This window comes from Streptomyces sp. NPDC051963 (assembly GCF_044593495.1).
In the GTDB taxonomy this organism is placed as follows: domain Bacteria; phylum Actinomycetota; class Actinomycetes; order Streptomycetales; family Streptomycetaceae; genus Streptomyces.
Window position 1 is genome coordinate 170,133 of the sequence record NZ_JBIUCC010000004.1, and the last position, 16,959, is coordinate 187,091.

The 16,959-nt window shown below is 72.5% G+C and carries 15 protein-coding genes and 1 riboswitch; of the genes, 8 read left to right on the forward strand and 7 right to left on the reverse strand.

The genetic code is table 11. The annotated features are described in order from the left end of the window. Nucleotides 1–7: 7 nt before the first annotated feature. The 6 genes from ACIHFB_RS17530 to ACIHFB_RS17555 are packed head-to-tail and all read right to left on the reverse strand — an operon-like array spanning nt 8 to nt 6,415. A complete protein-coding gene (locus ACIHFB_RS17530) occupies nt 8–805 on the reverse strand; it encodes a class I SAM-dependent methyltransferase (RefSeq protein WP_365273885.1) in 798 nt (265 codons plus the stop codon). Further along, on the reverse strand, nt 802–2,028 hold the full coding sequence (locus tag ACIHFB_RS17535; RefSeq protein ID WP_365273888.1) for an MFS transporter: 1,227 nt from the start codon (nt 2,026–2,028) through the stop codon (nt 802–804). Before ACIHFB_RS17535 ends, ACIHFB_RS17530 begins: the two co-directional genes overlap by 4 nt. Next, on the reverse strand, nt 2,012–3,052 hold the full coding sequence (locus ACIHFB_RS17540; protein ID WP_400127258.1) for a mandelate racemase/muconate lactonizing enzyme family protein: 1,041 nt from the start codon (nt 3,050–3,052) through the stop codon (nt 2,012–2,014). Before ACIHFB_RS17540 ends, ACIHFB_RS17535 begins: the two co-directional genes overlap by 17 nt. After that, nucleotides 3,049–4,128 (reverse strand): PLP-dependent cysteine synthase family protein, encoded by a 1,080-nt coding sequence (locus ACIHFB_RS17545; protein ID WP_400127259.1) that lies wholly within the window; start codon nt 4,126–4,128, stop codon nt 3,049–3,051. The genes ACIHFB_RS17540 and ACIHFB_RS17545 overlap by 4 nt, the downstream gene beginning before the upstream one ends. Continuing rightward, on the reverse strand, nt 4,125–5,162 hold the full coding sequence (locus ACIHFB_RS17550) for a Rossmann-like domain-containing protein (protein WP_400127260.1): 1,038 nt from the start codon (nt 5,160–5,162) through the stop codon (nt 4,125–4,127). Before ACIHFB_RS17550 ends, ACIHFB_RS17545 begins: the two co-directional genes overlap by 4 nt. Further along, nucleotides 5,159–6,415, reverse strand: a complete 1,257-nt coding sequence (locus ACIHFB_RS17555; RefSeq protein ID WP_400127261.1) for an ATP-grasp domain-containing protein — start codon at nt 6,413–6,415, stop codon at nt 5,159–5,161. Before ACIHFB_RS17555 ends, ACIHFB_RS17550 begins: the two co-directional genes overlap by 4 nt. A gap of 146 nt (nt 6,416–6,561) precedes the next feature. Between ACIHFB_RS17555 and ACIHFB_RS17560 the strand changes: the two genes are divergently transcribed. From ACIHFB_RS17560 to meaB, 8 genes are all read left to right on the forward strand, one after another. Beyond that, nucleotides 6,562–8,055 carry an alpha/beta hydrolase gene (locus ACIHFB_RS17560; RefSeq protein WP_400127262.1) on the forward strand — a complete coding sequence of 498 codons (1,494 nt, stop codon included), beginning with the start codon at nt 6,562–6,564 and terminating at the stop codon, nt 8,053–8,055. A 59-nt stretch (nt 8,056–8,114) separates the two neighbouring features. Continuing rightward, nucleotides 8,115–8,364, forward strand: a riboswitch (cobalamin riboswitch). 29 nt (nt 8,365–8,393) lie between these two features. Then, nucleotides 8,394–9,086 carry an energy-coupling factor ABC transporter permease gene (locus ACIHFB_RS17565; RefSeq protein ID WP_400127263.1) on the forward strand — a complete coding sequence of 231 codons (693 nt, stop codon included), beginning with the start codon at nt 8,394–8,396 and terminating at the stop codon, nt 9,084–9,086. Then, the gene (locus ACIHFB_RS17570) at nt 9,083–9,430 is read left to right on the forward strand and encodes an energy-coupling factor ABC transporter substrate-binding protein (RefSeq protein ID WP_365273905.1); all 348 of its coding nucleotides are present in this window, start codon (nt 9,083–9,085) and stop codon (nt 9,428–9,430) included. The genes ACIHFB_RS17565 and ACIHFB_RS17570 overlap by 4 nt, the downstream gene beginning before the upstream one ends. Beyond that, entirely contained in the window at nt 9,431–10,180 is a 750-nt protein-coding gene (cbiQ, locus tag ACIHFB_RS17575; RefSeq protein WP_365273908.1) for a cobalt ECF transporter T component CbiQ, read from the forward strand. Next, nucleotides 10,177–11,016, forward strand: coding sequence for an energy-coupling factor ABC transporter ATP-binding protein (locus tag ACIHFB_RS17580; protein ID WP_400127264.1), 840 nt, complete (start codon nt 10,177–10,179; stop codon nt 11,014–11,016). The genes cbiQ and ACIHFB_RS17580 overlap by 4 nt, the downstream gene beginning before the upstream one ends. Before the next feature lie 83 nt (nt 11,017–11,099). Continuing rightward, nucleotides 11,100–12,911, forward strand: coding sequence for a methylmalonyl-CoA mutase family protein (locus ACIHFB_RS17585; protein ID WP_400127265.1), 1,812 nt, complete (start codon nt 11,100–11,102; stop codon nt 12,909–12,911). Further along, a complete protein-coding gene (scpA, locus tag ACIHFB_RS17590; RefSeq protein WP_365273917.1) occupies nt 12,911–15,073 on the forward strand; it encodes a methylmalonyl-CoA mutase in 2,163 nt (720 codons plus the stop codon). The genes ACIHFB_RS17585 and scpA overlap by 1 nt, the downstream gene beginning before the upstream one ends. Next, nucleotides 15,070–16,044 carry a methylmalonyl Co-A mutase-associated GTPase MeaB gene (gene meaB / locus ACIHFB_RS17595; RefSeq protein ID WP_400127266.1) on the forward strand — a complete coding sequence of 325 codons (975 nt, stop codon included), beginning with the start codon at nt 15,070–15,072 and terminating at the stop codon, nt 16,042–16,044. The genes scpA and meaB overlap by 4 nt, the downstream gene beginning before the upstream one ends. Before the next feature lie 183 nt (nt 16,045–16,227). Here meaB and ACIHFB_RS17600 read toward each other — a convergent pair whose 3' ends face one another. After that, nucleotides 16,228–16,950, reverse strand: coding sequence for an IclR family transcriptional regulator (locus tag ACIHFB_RS17600; protein ID WP_365275094.1), 723 nt, complete (start codon nt 16,948–16,950; stop codon nt 16,228–16,230). Nucleotides 16,951–16,959 lie beyond the last annotated feature (9 nt).

The following is a 16,959-nucleotide window of genomic DNA, read 5'->3' on the forward strand; positions in this document are numbered from 1 at the left end:
TCGTCCTTCAGATGGTGTGGTGGGTGGGCGGGTTCAGACGCGCTACGACGTGCAGCCGGTCGGCGTCGGTGCTCGAACCGGGCAACTCGCCCTCGCACCAGGGCGGTTCGGTGCGCGGTCCGGGGCCGTCGTGCAGGTCGAGGAGGTCGAACCCGTGGGCGGCCAGGAAGTGGCGCAGCTCCAGCGGGAGCAGCAGCCGCCAGGCGGAGCGCTGCTCGACGGGCGGGGCGCCGTCGTCCGACGTCCATACCCGGATACGGCGCAGGAGTTGGGCGGTGCGGTCGACGGACAGGGTGGTGGTGGACCGGTAGCCGGTGCCCTGCCAGGTGAAGGCGTTCACCCTGGGGGTGTCGAGGAGGTCGGTGCGGCCCAGGAAGTAGGCGCCGTTGCGCATCTCCGCGACGAGCAGCCCGCCCGGGGTGAGGGCCCGGCGGCAGGAGGCCAGGAAGCCGTCGAGCTGGTCGTTGGTGTGGCAGTACAGCAGCGAGCTGTCCAGGCAGACGACCGCGTCGAACACGCCCACGTCGAAGCCGTGCAGGTCGGCCTGTACATAGGTGGGCCCCGGATGCCGGGCACGGGCGTGCGCGAGCATCGCCTCGGAGAGGTCGGCGCCCGTGACCGTCCGGCCGGCCTCGTGCAGACGGGCGGCGTCGCGGCCGGTGCCGCAGCCCATGTCGAGCACGCGGGGCCCGGCGCCGTACCGCCGCAGACAGTCCTCCGCCCAGCGTCCGGCGAGCCGGTCGGGGTCGGGGAAACGGGCTTCGTACAGCTCGGGGTGGTCGGTGAGGAGGTTGCCGCCGGTCATACGGTGCTCCGCTCGGCGACCGGAGCCGGGACCGCCGGCAGCGCGCCCCGCCGGTGCAGCCAGGCGACCCCGCCCGCCGAGGCCAGCCCGAAGAGGGCGCAGCACAGCCACGGAAGTCGCTCCCCCGTGTCCATGGCCCAGCCGACGACGGTGTTCCCGACGGCCGCCGCGATGCCCGAGACGACGTAGAAGATCCCGAAGTAGGTGCCGGTCAGCTCGGGGCGGCCGAAGCCGGGGATCAGCTCCATGACGAAGGGCGAGGCGATCATGACGCCGAGGTAGAGGAGGAGCGTGCCGAGGAGCACGGGGAGGGCGGCGAGCAGACCGGTGTGCTGCGTCGCGAAGGCCGGGGGCAGGAACGCGAGCCCCATCAGGGCGAGCCCGGCCGCGATCCAACGCGCCCTGTCGCCACGGGACTTGAGCGACCGCGTGATACGGAGCTGGAGCGCGAGGTTGGACACCGTACCGACGAGGAAGACGAGCCCCGCCGCGCCGTCCCAGCCGGTCGCCTGCCGGGCTCCTTCGGGCAGCAGCAGGTAGAGCTGGTTCTCCAGGGTGAACATGCCGACCATGGCGAGCGCGAAGGCCAGGAAGGCGCGGTTGTCCATGACTTCACGCCAGTCCGCGAGGACCCCGCCCCTGCTCGGCTCCCCCTTCCGCGCGGGCAGCACCAGCGCCTGGGCCACGGTGAGGGCCGCGAAGATCCCGGCGGCGGTGAGCGCGGAGGTACGGAAGTCGACCAGGAGCAGGGCGCTGCCGAGGAGGGGGCCGATCAGGGCGCCGGTGGTCGCGAACACGTTGAACAGCGCGAACGCCTCCGCCTTTCGCTCCCCCGCCTCCTGCGCGAGATAGGCGCGCACGGCCGGGTTGAACAGCGCGCCCGCGAGCCCGCTGAGCACGGAGGCGGCCAGCAGCACCGGCAGCCCGTCGCCGAGCGCGAACAGCGCGAACCCGACGGTCCGCAGCGCGCACCCGGCGATGATCACGCCGCGCGCACCGAGCCGGTCGGAGGCGGAGCCGCCGATGATGAACAGGCCCTGCTGGCTGAGGTTGCGGACGCCGAGGACGATGCCGACGACGGCCGCCGACATGCCCAGGTTCTCGGTGAGGTGGGTGGCCAGGTACGGGATGAGCAGATAGAAGCCGGTGTTGACGCCCAGCTGGTTCACCAGCAACAGGCGGACGGCGAGCGGGAATTGACGTATCTCATGCCACGTTCGCACGGGCGGCCACCTCCTCGACGCCGAGCCCCGGCAGGTCGGGGGCGCGTACGAGGCCGTCGTCGCCGCCGATCCCGGTCCACGGGTCGTGGGCGAGCAGCAGATGCCCGTCGAGGTCGGCCCAGCGGGCGCGGTCGGCCAGGTGGACGGCGGGGGCGAGGCCGAGGGTGCTGGCGGTGAGGCAGCCGAGCATCAACTCCGTGCCGCTGCCCTCGATCGACTCGGCGATACGCAGGGCCGCGTGGACGCCGCCGCACTTGGCGAGCTTGACGTTGACACCGTGGACGCGTCCGGCGAGACGGCGGGCGTCTTCGAGGCTCACGGCATCCTCGTCGGCGATGACGGGCAGCGGTGAGCGTTCGGCCAGCCTGCCCAACGCCTCGGGGTCACCCGGCGCGAGGGGCTGCTCGACGGCTTCGACGCCGAGGTCCGCGTAGCGCGGCAGGAGCGCCTTGGCCTGGGGCACGCTCCAGGCGCCGTTGGGGTCGAGCAGCAGCCGTACGGTGGGTGCGGCGTCGCGGATGACGCGTACGCGCTCGACGTCGTCCTCGGGGTCGGGCGTACCCGCCTTGACCTTGATGACCTCGAAGCCACGCGCGGCGAGACGCCGGGCCTCTGCCGCGGCATGCGCGAGCGAGGTGATGCCGAGGGTGCGGGCGGTGGCGGCGACCGGCGCGGCGGGGACGCCGAGGAGACGATGGACGGGGCTTCCCGCGCGCTTGCCGACCAGGTCGAGGAGCGCGGCCTCCACGGCGGCGGCGACGGCCGGGGGGATGTCCCACCCCTCCCGCAGGTCCTCCAGGGCGCTCTCCGGGCCGCTGAAGCGGTTGAGGTCGACGGCCGCGAAGTGCCGTTCGAGGGTGTGGGCGTCGAGCCCGCAGTACACGCTGGTGACGGCTTCTCCATGGCCGTACAGGCCCTCGTGTTCGATCGTCAGCCACACGGCGTCGCGTGCGGACATGGTGGAGCGGGAGATGCGCAGCGGCTCGGTCAGGTGGAGACGTACGGTGCGCCGGGTGGCCTTCACAGGGCTTCTTTCGGGGAGTCGAGCGGATCGGTCACGCGGGTGCAGCGGGCCCAGCCGGTCGCCTCGGCGGCGCGCGGATGCGGGATCTCGACCGGCCGGGTGGCGGCGGTGGACGGGTCGATGCCGTGCGCGGTGGTGAAGTCGTCGTCGTAGACGGTGCCGAGATAGCGGTGCGGGCCGTCGGGGAAGACGGTGGCGACGACCGCCCCGGGGTGGACGCGGGCCGCCCAGGCGGCGACGAGCGCGACCGCGCCGGTGCTCCAGCCGCCGCTGACGAAGCTGCCCCGGGCGAGCCGCCGGCAGCTGTCCACGGCCTCGGCGGGGCCGACCCAGTGCACCTCGTCGAAGGCGTCGTAGGCGACGTTGCGCGGATGGATGCTGCTGCCAAGGCCGCGCATCAGCCTCGGTCGGGCGGGCTGGCCGAAGATGGTGGAGCCGGTCGCGTCGACGCCGATCAGCCGCAGGGCGGGCCAGTGGCGGCGCAGCGGGCCGATGACGCCCGCGCTGTGCCCGCCGGTGCCGACGCTGCACACCAGGACGTCCAAGTGGTCCAGCTGGACGGCGAGTTCGGCGGCCAGGGTGGCGTAGCCGGAGGTGTTGTCGGGGTTGTTGTACTGGTCCGGCCAGTACGCGTCGGGCAGGACCGCGCACAGCTCCCGCAGCCGGGCGAGACGTGCGGCCTGCCAGCCGCCCCGGGGTGCCGGGCGGTCCACGATCTCCAGCCGTACGCCGTGGGCGCGCAGCAACTGCCGCATGGACGGCTCCAGTTCGCTGTCGCCGACCAGCACCACCGGGTGGCCGAGCGCCTGACCGGCGAAGGCCAGGCCGACGCCGAGCGTGCCCGACGTGGACTCCACGACCGGTGTGCCGGGCCGTAGTTCGCCGCGCTCGCGGGCGCCGAGCAGCATCGACACGGCCGCCCGTGCCTTCATCCCGCCCGCCGCGAGCCCTTCGAGCTTGGCCCAGAAGCCGGGGTGGGGTCCGGGCAGGTCGGCGGTGATGCGGACGGTCGGCGTGCGGCCGAGCAGGTCGAGCAACTCCGGGCGGGCGACGGCCCGTACGGCGGTGGCGGTCATCGCACGCCCCCGCGGTACCGGTGGATCACTCCGGGCCCGCCGTCCAGCCAGAAGAAGGGGTACGGCTCCGCGCACACGGCGCTCACCCCGTGCGCGAGGAAGCGGGGCAGGACGGCGCTGCCGGTCTGCGCGAACATCACCAGCTGCTTGCCGTGCCGGACGGCGTGCCGCCGGAGCGGTTCGAAGGAGCCGTTGCCCAGGGTCATCCCGGACACGAGCAGCGCGTCACAGCGGTCGGCCGCGGCGAGCGCATCGCCGACGACCGGCTCGCCGAACTCGGTCTCGCCACCCTTGAGATCGCACGGCACATAGCCGAGCCCGCGCGAACGCAGCGCCTCCAGCAGGGAGTTGACCACACCGACCACCAGCACCGTCGCGCCCGGCCGCAGATCGAGCAGCTCGACGACGGACCGCGCCCTGGCCCGGGACTTCTCCAACGAGGTTCCGGCGGGCAGCGGGACGGGACACGCCCCGTTGTCCGGGGAGTGCGGGGCGATGTGCATGAGGTAGGCGTCCAGCGCGGCCACGCGCACCGGGAGCAGCGGATGCTCCAGGAGTCGGGCCACGTCCGCGCCGACGCAGTCGTCGAGCGCGCCGTCGGGCAGCGCGCCGGGTTCGACGGCGCACGAGCCCACGGCCTCCGCGAGACGCAGGCTGAGCACCTCGTTGCGGTATCCGCTGCCGCGCCCGTCGTGCCGTACGGCCTGACAGGTGGTGAACGCGACGGCGATGCGACGGGACGCGGGGTCCGGGCCGAGTGCGCCGGCCCGGACGCGGAGTGTGAGGTCGTCGAGCAGGGGCGTGGCGGACTCGGGGGTGGCGGACTCGGGGGCGGCGGACTCGGGGGCGGCGGTCCCGGTCGTGGCAGTCCCGGCGGCGGCGGACCCTGTGGCGGCGGTCCCAGTCGTGGCGGACTCAGCGGTCGCGGTCCCGGCGGCAGCGGACCCGGTCGTGGCGGACCCGAGGGTGGCGGTCCCAGTCGCGGCAGTCCCGGCGGCAGCGGACCCGGTGGTGGCGGTCTCGGTCGTGGTCATCGGATCACCAGTCCCGCCCGCAGGTCGGCCAGCAGTGCCTCGACGCGGTCGCGGGCGCCGGGCCCGTCGGTGTCGCCTGCCATGACGTGTCCGAGGTATTCGTTGTTGCTGCCCGCCGCCTTCACGGCCTTGCCCGGCTCGGCGAGCTGTACCTCCAACACACCGGGTACATCAGGGAGTTCGGAGCCGTCCAGCGCTTCGAGCGTCCCGGCGGTGTGCGGGACCAGGAAGCCGATGGCGGCGCTGCGCAGGCCGGTGTCGGTGCGGCGCAGGTCGGGTGCGCGGCCCAGGGCGACTTCGACGAAGGCGGCGGCGAGGTCGATGCCGGTGACGTGGCGCACGAGTTCGGTGATGCGGTTTCCGGCGGGGCGCGGGTTGACCTCGACGACGCGCGGGCCGGCACTGGTGAGCTTGATCTCGGTGTGGGCGACGACGCCGTCCGTCAGGTCAAGGGCCTTCAGGGCGCCCAGCGCGGTCTGCTCGGCGGCCTCGTTGTCGGCGGACGTCAGCGCGGCCGGGAACATATGGCCGGTCTCGATGAAGGCGGGGGCGCCGCCGACGCTCTTGTCGGTCACGCCGACCACATGGACCGCACCCGCGTGGGAAACGGTTTCGACGCTCACCTCGGGCCCGTCCAGCAGCTCTTCGAGCAGGACGACGGGCGCCCGGCGCTGCCCGCGCGCATTGACCGGGAAGTCGCCCAACGCCCGTACGGCGGCGGCCAGTTGCGCCTCGTCGTCGACCCGCCGGACATACATACCCGCACACAGGTCGACGGGCTTGACCACCAGCGGGTAGCCGATCTCCCCCGCGGCCCGCGCGATGTCCGCCCACTCCTCGTGCACGGCGAAGCGCGGCTGCGGCAGGCCCGCGTCGGCGAGAACGCGGCGGGTGGCGTCCTTGCGGCAGGCGTTCTCCACCGCCTCGGGGCCGGGACCGGGCAGTCCGAGGTGTCCGGCGATGCGTGCCACGGCCGGGAGGTAGTAGTCGCAGGACGTCAGCACCCCGTCGAAGCCGAGCGCCGTGTGCAGCCGCTCGATCTCCGGCAGCAGGGCGCCGAGGTCGTTCGTGTCGGCGGTGATCACATGACGGGCGCCGAGCAGCGGATGCGCGGTCCCCTCCGGCGCCGACCGGAGGTAGTGATGCAGGTCACGGGTGAGGAACGTGAACTCGTGCCCGCTCTCCCGGATCGCTCTCGGCAGCAGTCGGCTCATGGCACCGACCCAGCTCTCGACCATCAGCAGATGAGCCACAACTCCCCTTTTCCCTACGGGTATTTCAGACGTCAGGGCAGCCCGGAACCCCCTCGGACGGGAGGAGGGCCGGACTTGACTCGGCCACGTTATCGATAATCATTTTCATTGTCATCTGACAGAACAACATCACCTTGAGGTTCCTTTTGTCCGTTCACACCCGCTCCGCGGTGATTCTGTGCGCCCTCGCGCTGCTCCCCGCACCCGCTCCCGCCGCGGCCGCACCCCCGGCACCGGCCGTCCGTTTCGGCGACTGCCCCGACTCCGTCCCACGCCCGCCCGCACCCGACCGCGTGGAGTGCGGTCGGATCGACGTCCCGCTCGACCGGCACCACCCGGAGGGACCGCGTCTGACCATCGCCGTCTCCCGCGTCCCCGCCTCCGGCACGCCGGCCGAGCGACGCGGCATCCTGCTGGTGAACCCCGGCGGGCCGGGCGGCTCCGGGCTCCCCTACGCGGTGACCAAGCGCGCCAAACTCCCGGAGAGCGTGCGGCGTTCGTACGACGTCATCGGCTTCGACCCGCGCGGCGTCGGCCGGAGCTCACCGGTCGGCTGCGGCGACATGGGCGGCCTGTTCGACAGTCCGGGCGCGGATCCCGTGCCGGCGAGTCCGACGGCGGAACGGGCCTACCTCGCCTCGCTGCGGGACATGGCCCACGACTGCGCGACGGGCGCGGGCGACGTCCTGCCGTATCTGTCCACCGAGCGGACGGCGTACGACATGGACGCCGTCCGCGCCGCGCTCGGCGAGCCGAGGACGAGCTTCCTCGGGGTGTCGTACGGCAGCCATCTCGGCGCGGCCTATGCGGCGCTGTTCCCGCGGCGGGTCGGGCGGATGGTGCTGGACAGTGTGGTCGGGCCGTGGGACTGGTACGCGTTCGACGTGCTCCAGAGCCGGGCGCTGCTGCGGCAGCGGGACACGTTCTTCGAGTGGGCCGCGGCCCATGCCGACCGCTTCGGCCTGGGCTCGGACGCCGACGACATACGCCGGGCCGCTCTACGGGTGCGCCGAGGGCTCGGCGCCGCACCCGTGGACGGCTTCGGGGCGTCCGAGTTCGACCGTGCCGTCTACCGCGCGCTCGGCCGCACCGAACGCTGGACGACTCTCGCCGACGGGATGCGGAACTACCTCAACGACCGGACCACGGACGGGCTTCGGCCCGGCACGGCGTTCGACAGCGCCGATTCGCGCAACTACGAGGCGGCCAACCGCATCGTCAAGTGCGCCGACGGCCCCGCGCCGACGCCGGACCGCATCCTGGCGGACATCCGCCGCACCCGCCGTATCGACTCCCAGCCGGTCCTGACCGGCATGGAGGCGTCCACCTGCGCCTACTGGCCGTACCGGCCCGCCCGGCGGACCCCGCTCGGCGGCCCCGACGCCCCGCCGGTGCTGCTGGTCGCCTCCGCGCACGACGCGGTCACTCCGATCGAGGGGGCCCGCGAACTGGGCAAGGTGCTGCCCGGCTCGCGTCTGATCACCCTCGCCGACGACTACTCGCACGGCGTGTTCGCCAGCCGCGGCAACACCTGCGTGGACGGCACGGTGGCCGCGTATCTCGTGGGCGGGAAGGTGCCCGATACGGACGTACGGTGTGCGGGGCCGGGACTGCCGGAGCCCGGCGGCGACGGCCGTTAGCGCTGTTCACTCCCCCTGTGCGCCCCCATGCACGGCTTGTCACCACCCCCGGGGGCCCACTACTGTCACCACGCCTTGGTGAACGGGAAATCCGGTGTGATGCCGGTGCGGCCCTCGCCACTGTGAATCGGGAAGTCCGGCTCCGGCCCTTGGGCCCTGCCGTCAAATGCTCGTCGTCCGCCTGCACGGCGGGACGGGAGTTCGACGGCAGGGCCCAAGGGCAGCCACTGGGTCCTCGGACCCGGGAAGGCGGAGCACGGGCGGTGGTACCCGTCAGCCAGGAGACCGGCCAGGGCACGTCAACCATCCACGAGGTGCTGGAGAGGGTCTGCTGAGCCATGCACATAGCCGAGGGTTTTCTGCCTCCGGCGCACGCGGTCGCCTGGAGCGTCGCGTCGGCGCCATTTGTCGTCCACGGAGTCCGGTCACTCACCCGTGAGGTCAAAGAGCACCCGGAGAGCACCCTGCTCCTCGGCGCCTCCGGAGCCTTCACGTTCGTTCTGTCGGCCCTCAAACTGCCCTCGGTGACCGGGAGTTGCTCCCATCCGACCGGCACCGGCCTGGGCGCCATCCTGTTCCGGCCGCCGATCATGGCGGTGCTGGGCACCATCACCCTGCTCTTCCAGGCGCTGCTGCTCGCCCACGGCGGCCTGACCACGCTCGGCGCCAACGTGTTCTCGATGGCGATCATCGGGCCCTGGGCGGGATACGCCGTCTACAAGGTGCTGCGGCGCTACGACGTGCCGCTGATGGTGGCGGTCTTCTTCGGCGCGTTCGTCGCCGACCTGTCCACCTACTGCGTCACCAGCGTCCAGCTGGCGCTCGCCTTCCCCGACCCGAGCAGCGGTTTCCTGGGTGCGCTCGGCAAGTTCGGGTCCATCTTCGCGGTCACGCAGATCCCGCTCGCGGTGAGCGAGGGACTGCTCACGGTGCTGGTGATGCGGCTGCTCGTGCAGTCCAGCAAGGGTGAGCTGACCCGGCTCGGCGTGCTGCTCAGCAAGAAGGCCGACGCCGAGGCGGTGGCCCGATGAGCCGGAACGCGAAGATCAACTCCCTGTTGCTGCTCGCCGTGGCCGCGCTCGCGGTGCTGCCGCTGGTCCTCGGCCTCGGCGACCACAAGGAGGAGCCGTTCACGGGCGCCGACGCCGAGGCGGAAACGGCGATCACCGAGATCAAGCCGGACTACGAGCCCTGGTTCTCGCCCCTGTACGAGCCGCCGTCCGGCGAGATCGAGTCGGCGTTGTTCGCCTTGCAGGCGGCCCTCGGCGCCGGTGTCCTCGCCTACTACTTCGGCCTGCGGCGCGGGCGGCGGCAGGGCGAGCAGCGGGCACTGGAGCCGCGGGGGGCCGAGAGCACGGCCGACGAGCAGGTCTGAGTGCTGCCCATCGACGCGGCGGCGCACAGCAGTCGCTGGCGCCGCCGTCACCCCGTGGACAAGGCCGTGCTCGGGCTCGGCCTCACCGTGCTGGCGATCTCGCTGCCGCCCTGGCCGGGCGCGGCCCTGGTCCTGGCCACCGCGCTCGCCGTGCTGCTGGGCCCGGCGGGCGTGCCCGGTCGCAAGCTGTGGCGTGCCTACCGCGTCCCGCTGGGCTTCTGCGTGACCGGCGCTGCCACCCTGCTGGTGCAGGTCGGCGGCCCGGACGGGTTCGTGTCCCTCGCCGACGAGGGACATGTGCGCGCCGGGGAACTGCTGCTGCGCACCTCGGCCGCCTCGCTCGGCGTGCTGCTCTTCGCGTTCACCACACCCATGTCCGACCTGCTGCCCCGTCTGGTGAAGGCCGGCGTGCCCGCGCCGGTCGTCGACGTGGCGCTGGTGACGTACCGCATGAGCTTCCTGCTGCTGGACTCCATGCGCCGGATCCGGGAGGCACAGGCCGCGCGGCTCGGGCACACCACGCGAGCCGCCGCCTGGCGGTCCCTGGCCGGGCTCGGCGCGACCGCGTTCGTACGGGCATTCGACCGGGCGACCCGACTCCAGGCCGGGCTCGCCGGGCGCGGCTACGACGGCACCCTGCGCGTCCTCGTCCCCGAAGCCCGGGTCTCCGTCCGCTTCACGGTCGCCAGCACGCTCCTCCTCGCGACGCTGGCCGCCCTCACCCTCGTACTGGAAAGGCCGCTGTCATGAGCGACGCCGCCCTCGTCGCCCTGCGGGGCGTGTCCTTCGCCTACGAGGACGGTCCGGCCGTGCTCAGTGGGCTCGACTTCGAGGTGCGGGACGGGCGGGCCCTCGCGCTGCTCGGTCGCAACGGCACCGGCAAGACCACGCTGATGCGGCTGCTGAGCGGCGGACTGCGGCCGCGCGCCGGGGAGTTGACGCTCGACGGGAAGCGGGTGTCGTACGACCGGAAGGGCCTGACCCGGCTGCGGACCACCGTCCAGCTGGTGGTGCAGGACCCGGACGATCAGCTGTTCGCCGCGTCCGTCGCGCAGGACGTGTCCTTCGGCCCGCTGAACCTGGGGCTGCCCGACCCTCAGGTGCGGGCGCGCGTCGACGAGGCCCTCGCAGCGCTGGACATCGCCGATCTGGCCGACCGGCCCACACATCTGCTCTCCTACGGCCAGCGCAAGCGGACGGCGATCGCGGGCGCGGTGGCGATGCGGCCCCGGGTGCTGATCCTGGACGAGCCGACCGCCGGGCTCGACCCCGACGGACAGGAGCGGCTGCTCGCCACCCTCGACGGCCTTCGCGCCGGCGGCACGACGGTGGTGATGGCGACGCACGACGTGGATCTCGCCCTGCGCTGGGCCGACGACACGGCGCTGCTCACCCCGTCCGGAGTACGCACCGGTCCCGCATCCGAGATGCTGGCCCGGACCGACCTCCTCCAGCAGTCCGGGCTACGGCTGCCGTGGGGCATCGCGGCAGCTCAAGTACTCTTCGCCCAGGGGCTGTTGACCGATACGGCAGCGGGCCCCCGTACCCCCGGCGAACTCGCCGCGATGGCACCCTCCAAGCGGTGAGGCGCCGGTCACAGAAGCGGCGAGGGCAAGGTCACAGCCTTCGGCTCTGCTGCTGCTCAAGCGCGCTCGCCTAGCATCCGAGCATGACAGTCCTGCCCAATGACGGGCTCTCGTTGGCCGCCGAGTTCCCCGCCGCGACCCATGAGCAGTGGCAGCACCTCGTGGAGGGCGTCCTGCGCAAGTCGGGCAAGGAGGTCTCCGGTGCCGCCGCCGAGGACGCCCTGTCCACCGCGCTGGAGGACGGGCTGCGCACCCGGCCCCTGTACACCGCGCTCGATGCCGCCCCCGAAACCGGTTTCCCCGGTTTCTCCCCCTTTGTGCGAGGCAGCCGCCCGGAGGGCAACACCGCCGGGGGCTGGGACGTACGCCAGCGGCACGCGACGGCCGCGGGCGACCTCGTCCTCGCCGACCTGGAAAACGGTGTCACCTCCCTCTGGCTGGTCGTCGGTGAAGACGGTTTCCCTGTCTCAGCGCTCGGCCAGGCACTCGAAGGCGTTTACCTCGATCTGGCGCCCATCGTCCTGGATGCCGGGCGGGACACCGAGAACGCGGCAGGTGAGCTGCTGCGGCTGTACGAGGAGCGGGGCGTCGCCCGTGACGCGGCGCGCGGCAACCTCGGGGCCGACCCGCTCGGGTACGAGGCCCGGACCGGGCAGCGGCTCGACTTCGCGCCCGCGGCGGGACTGGCCCGGCGCTGCGCCGAGGAGTACCCGGGGCTGCGGTCGCTGACCGTGGACGCGCTGCCCTACCACGAGGCCGGCGGCTCGGCCGCGCAGGAGCTGGGCGCCTCGCTCGCGACCGGGGTCGCCTACCTGCGGGAGCTGACCGAGGCCGGGCTCACCGTCGAACAGGCCTGCGCCCAGCTGGAGTTCCGCTACGCGGCCACCGCCGACCAGTTCCTGACCATCGCCAAGCTGCGCGCCGCACGGCGGCTGTGGGCGCGGGTCGCCGAGGTGTCCGGCGCTGCCGACGCCGCGGGCGCCCAGGTGCAGCACGTCGTGACCTCGCCGGTGATGATGTCGCGCCGCGACCCGTGGGTGAACATGCTGCGCACGACGATCGCCACGCTGGCCGCCGGGGTGGGCGGCGCCGACTCCGTGACCGTGCTGCCCTTCGACCATGTGATCGGCCTGCCGGACGGGTTCGCCCGGCGCATCGCCCGCAACACCTCGACGATCCTCATCGAGGAGTCCCACCTGGCCCGGGTGATCGACCCGGCGGGCGGCTCCTGGTACGTGGAGCGGCTCACCGACGAACTCGCCCACGCCGGCTGGGAGTTCTTCCGGTGGCTGGAGCAGATCGGCGGCCAGGCTGCCGCGCTGCGCTCGGGCCGGCTCGGCGAGCGGCTCGCCGAGACCTGGGAGGCGCGCACCGCGAAGCTCGCCCAGCGGCGTGAACCCGTCACCGGCGTCAGCGAGTTCCCGCACCTCGCCGAGAAGCCGGTGGAGCGCGCGCCCGCGCCCCAGCCGCCGTCCGGCGGACTCCCCCGCGTCCGCCGCGACGAGACCTACGAGGCCCTGCGCGCCCGCTCCGACGCCCACCTCGCCAGGGCCGGCGCCCGGCCGCGGATCTTCCTGGCCGCGCTCGGCCCCGCCGCCGCCCACACCGCGCGCCTCACCTTCGCCGCGAACCTCTTCCAGGCGGGCGGCATCGAACCCGTCACGGAGGGCACCTTCGAAGAGAGCGGCGCCACCGAGGCCTGCCTCTGCTCCAGCGACACGCTGTACGAGGAGCGGGCCGCGGACACCGCGCAGGCACTGAAGACGGCGGGCGCCCGCCATGTGTTCCTCGCGGGCAGGCCCGCGCAGTACACCGACGTCGACGACCACATCTTCGCGGGCTGCGACGCCGTAGCCGTGCTGACCGCCACCCTCGACCGCATGGGAGTGTCCTGATGGGAATCCCCGACTTCACCGGGATCGAACTCGGGGAGCCGAGGACCGACGTCGGCGCCGACGAGTGGCGTAAGGCCGCGGGGAGCGACGGGGCGTTCTGGGAGACCCCGGAGGGCATCGCGGTCAAGCCGCTCTACACCGGCCGCGACCTGGAAGGTCTCGACTTCCTCTCGACGTACCCGGGCATGGCGCCGTATCTGCGCGGCCCGTACCCGACGATGTACGTCAACCAGCCGTGGACGATCCGTCAGTACGCGGGGTTCTCCACCGCGGAGGAGTCGAACGCTTTCTACCGACGCAACCTGGCGGCCGGCCAGAAGGGCCTCTCGGTCGCCTTCGACCTGCCCACGCATCGCGGTTACGACAGCGATCACCCGCGGGTGACCGGTGACGTCGGCATGGCGGGCGTGGCCATCGACTCGATCTACGACATGCGTCAGCTGTTCGACGGCATCCCGCTGGACAAGATGACCGTGTCGATGACGATGAACGGCGCCGTGCTGCCCGTCCTGGCGCTGTACATCGTGGCGGCGGAGGAGCAGGGCGTGCCGCCGGAGAAGCTGGCGGGGACCATTCAGAACGACATCCTCAAGGAGTTCATGGTCCGCAACACCTATATCTATCCGCCGAAGCCGTCGATGCGGATCATCTCCGACATCTTCGCCTTCACCTCGCAGCGGATGCCGCGCTACAACTCGATCTCCATCTCCGGCTACCACATCCAGGAGGCGGGCGCGACGGCCGACCTGGAGCTGGCGTACACCCTCGCCGACGGTGTGGAGTACATCCGGGCGGGCCGGGAGGCGGGGCTCGACGTGGACGCTTTCGCGCCGCGGCTCTCCTTCTTCTGGGCGATCGGCATGAACTTCTTCATGGAGGTCGCCAAGCTGCGCGCGGCGCGGCTGCTGTGGGCGAAGCTGGTGTCCCAGTTCGAGCCGAAGAACTCCAAGTCCCTTTCCCTGCGCACTCATTCGCAGACCTCGGGCTGGTCGCTGACCGCTCAGGACGTGTTCAACAACGTCACGCGTACCTGCGTGGAGGCGATGGCGGCGACCCAGGGCCACACGCAGTCGCTGCACACCAACGCCCTCGACGAGGCGCTCGCCCTGCCCACCGACTTCTCGGCGCGCATCGCCCGCAACACGCAGCTGTTGATCCAGCAGGAGTCGGGCACGACGCGGGTGATCGACCCCTGGGGCGGCAGCGCCTACGTGGAGAAGCTGACGTACGACCTCGCCGCCCGTGCCTGGCAGCACATCCAGGAGGTCGAGCAGGCGGGCGGCATGGCGCAGGCCATCGACGCGGGCATCCCGAAGCTGCGCGTGGAGGAGGCGGCGGCGCGGACGCAGGCTCGGATCGACTCCGGGCGCCAGCCGGTCATCGGCGTGAACAAGTACCGGGTCGACACCGACGAGCAGATCGACGTGCTCAAGGTCGACAATTCCTCCGTGCGCACCCAGCAGATCGAGAAGCTGCGGCGGCTGCGGGCGGAGCGCGACGAGATCGCCTGCCAGGACACGCTGGACGCGCTGACCCGGGCGGCGGCCGGTGAGGGCAACCTGCTGGAGCTGGCGGTGAACGCGGCCCGCGCCAAGGCGACCGTCGGGGAGATCTCCGACGCCCTGGAGAAGGTGTACGGACGGCACGCGAGCCAGATCCGTACGATCTCCGGCGTGTACCGCAACGAAGCCGGCTCCTCCCCGTCCGTCGACCGCACCCGCACCCTCGTCGACGCCTTCGAGGAGGCCGAGGGCCGCCGGCCGCGCATCCTGGTCGCCAAGATGGGCCAGGACGGCCACGACCGCGGCCAGAAGGTGATCGCGACCGCCTTCGCCGACCTCGGCTTCGACGTCGACGTCGGCCCGCTGTTCCAGACGCCCGGCGAGGTGGCCCGCCAGGCGGTGGAGGCGGACGTGCACATCGTGGGCGTCTCGTCGCTGGCCGCCGGGCACCTCACCCTCGTACCGGCGCTGCGCGAGGAGCTGGCGGCGGAGGGCCGGGAGGACATCATGATCGTCGTCGGCGGGGTGATCCCGCCGCAGGACGTGCCGACCCTGCTGGAGATGGGGGCGACGGCCGTGTTCCCGCCCGGGACGGTGATCCCGGACGCGGCCTACGACCTCGTCGAGCGGCTGTCGGCCGACCTCGGGCACGAGCAGTGATCGATCTCGACACGTATGTGAAGGGCGTGCTCGACGGGAAGCGGGCACTCGTCGCGCGCGCCATCACGCTCGTCGAGTCCACCCGCCCCGGGCACCGCGCTATGGCGCAGGAGTTGCTGACCGAGCTGCTCCCGCACAGCGGGAACGCGCGGCGGATCGGCATCAGCGGGGTGCCCGGCGTGGGGAAGTCGACGTTCATCGACGCGTTCGGGACGATGCTGACGTCTCTGGGTCACCGGGTCGCGGTGCTGGCCGTCGACCCGTCGTCCAGCCGTACGGGCGGGTCGATCCTCGGCGACAAGACCAGGATGGAACGCCTGGCCGTGGATCCCGCGGCCTTCGTCCGTCCCTCCCCCAGCGCGGGCACGCTCGGCGGGGTCGCCAAGGCGACGCGCGAGTCCATGGTGGTGATGGAGGCCGCGGGCTACGACGTGGTGCTCGTGGAGACGGTGGGCGTCGGTCAGTCGGAGACCGCGGTGGCGGACATGGTCGACTCCTTCCTGCTGCTCACGCTGGCCCGCACCGGCGACCAGTTGCAGGGCATCAAGAAGGGTGTGCTGGAGCTGGCCGACGTGATCGCCGTGAACAAGGCGGACGGGCCGCACGAACGCGACGCCCGCGCGGCGGCGCGTGAACTGTCCGGCGCCCTGCGGCTGATGCACGGCAAGGACGCCGCGTGGACACCGCCCGTCCTGCATTGCAGCGCCCGCGAGACGACCGGCCTGGACACCGTCTGGGAGCGCCTCGAACAGCACCGCACCCTCCTCGACTCGACCGGCGGTCTGGCCGCCAAGCGACGTGACCAGCAGGTCGGCTGGACCTGGAGCATGGTCCGCGACGAACTGCTGGGCCGGCTGCACGCCGATCCGGCGGTACGCTCGCTTGCGCCCGGCCTCGAACAGCAGGTGCGGGACGGGGAGTTGACGGCGACGCTGGCGGCGGAACGGATTCTGAAGGTGTTCGGCGCGTAGGCGCTCCGCGGCGGTGAGGTACGTCTTCTGCGGGCCGGTGAGGTACGTCTTCTGCGGGCCGGTGGGGGTTGATCGCGCAGTTCCCCGCGCCCCTTTGGGGCGCCCGGCGCTCGGCACGTAAGCGCTCCGCGGGAAGCGCCGGGACCACGCGGCGGAGCCGCAGATCGATACGGCCCCGCGCGGTCAGCCGCCTCCGCGCAGCACACGGGACAGGCCCAGTGCCGCCGTCCGCACCGCGGGGGCCAGCTGGGCGGGGCTGAACCGGGTCCGGGGTACGGCCACGGAGAGGGCGGCGACCGTGGCGTCCCCGGCGAAGACGGGGGCCGCGATGCAGCTCACCCCGAGTGCTGCCTCCTGCTCCTCGTAGGCCAGGCCCGACACCTGGGTCTTCTCCAGGGTCATGCGCAGCCGGGCCGGGTCGGTGATCGAGTGGGGCGTGAGGCTCGGCAGCGGCCGGGACAGGACCTCCTCGGTCAGCTCGGCGCCGGAGAACGCGAGCAGGGCCTTGCCCACGCCGGTGCAGGTCAGGGGCAGGCTGCCACCGATGCGTGAGGGCAGGTGCAGGGCTTCGTGGCCGTGGATGCGCTCCAGGTAGACCACCTCCATGCCCTCCCGGACACCGAGGTGGACGGTCTCGCGGGTGGCCTCGAACAGGTCCTGGAGGAACGGCAGGGCCGTCTCCCGCAGGTCACGCCGGCGCGGCACCAGTGAGCCGAGCTCGAACAGCTTCGCGCCGAGCCGGTACTGGTGGCCCGTGCGCTCCAGCCAGCCGAGCCCGACCAGGTCGGCCGCGAGCCGGTGCACCGTCGGCTTGGGCAGGCCCGCGAGCTCGGAGAGTTCCGACAGGCGGAACGGTCCACCGCTCGGAGTGAAGCAGTCGAGGATGACGGCGGCCTTCTCCAGCATGTTGCCGCC

Coding starts and splice junctions, on each gene's coding strand:
- ACIHFB_RS17530 (WP_365273885.1), bottom strand. CDS start 805: ATGACCGGCGGCAACCTCCTCACCGACCACCCCGAGCTGTACGAAGCC.
- ACIHFB_RS17545 (WP_400127259.1), bottom strand. CDS start 4,128: ATGACCGCCACCGCCGTACGGGCCGTCGCCCGCCCGGAGTTGCTCGAC.
- ACIHFB_RS17550 (WP_400127260.1), bottom strand. CDS start 5,162: ATGACCACGACCGAGACCGCCACCACCGGGTCCGCTGCCGCCGGGACT.
- ACIHFB_RS17565 (WP_400127263.1), top strand. CDS start 8,394: ATGCACATAGCCGAGGGTTTTCTGCCTCCGGCGCACGCGGTCGCCTGG.
- ACIHFB_RS17570 (WP_365273905.1), top strand. CDS start 9,083: ATGAGCCGGAACGCGAAGATCAACTCCCTGTTGCTGCTCGCCGTGGCC.
- ACIHFB_RS17580 (WP_400127264.1), top strand. CDS start 10,177: ATGAGCGACGCCGCCCTCGTCGCCCTGCGGGGCGTGTCCTTCGCCTAC.
- ACIHFB_RS17585 (WP_400127265.1), top strand. CDS start 11,100: ATGACAGTCCTGCCCAATGACGGGCTCTCGTTGGCCGCCGAGTTCCCC.
- scpA (WP_365273917.1), top strand. CDS start 12,911: ATGGGAATCCCCGACTTCACCGGGATCGAACTCGGGGAGCCGAGGACC.
- ACIHFB_RS17600 (WP_365275094.1), bottom strand. CDS start 16,950: ATGCTGGAGAAGGCCGCCGTCATCCTCGACTGCTTCACTCCGAGCGGT.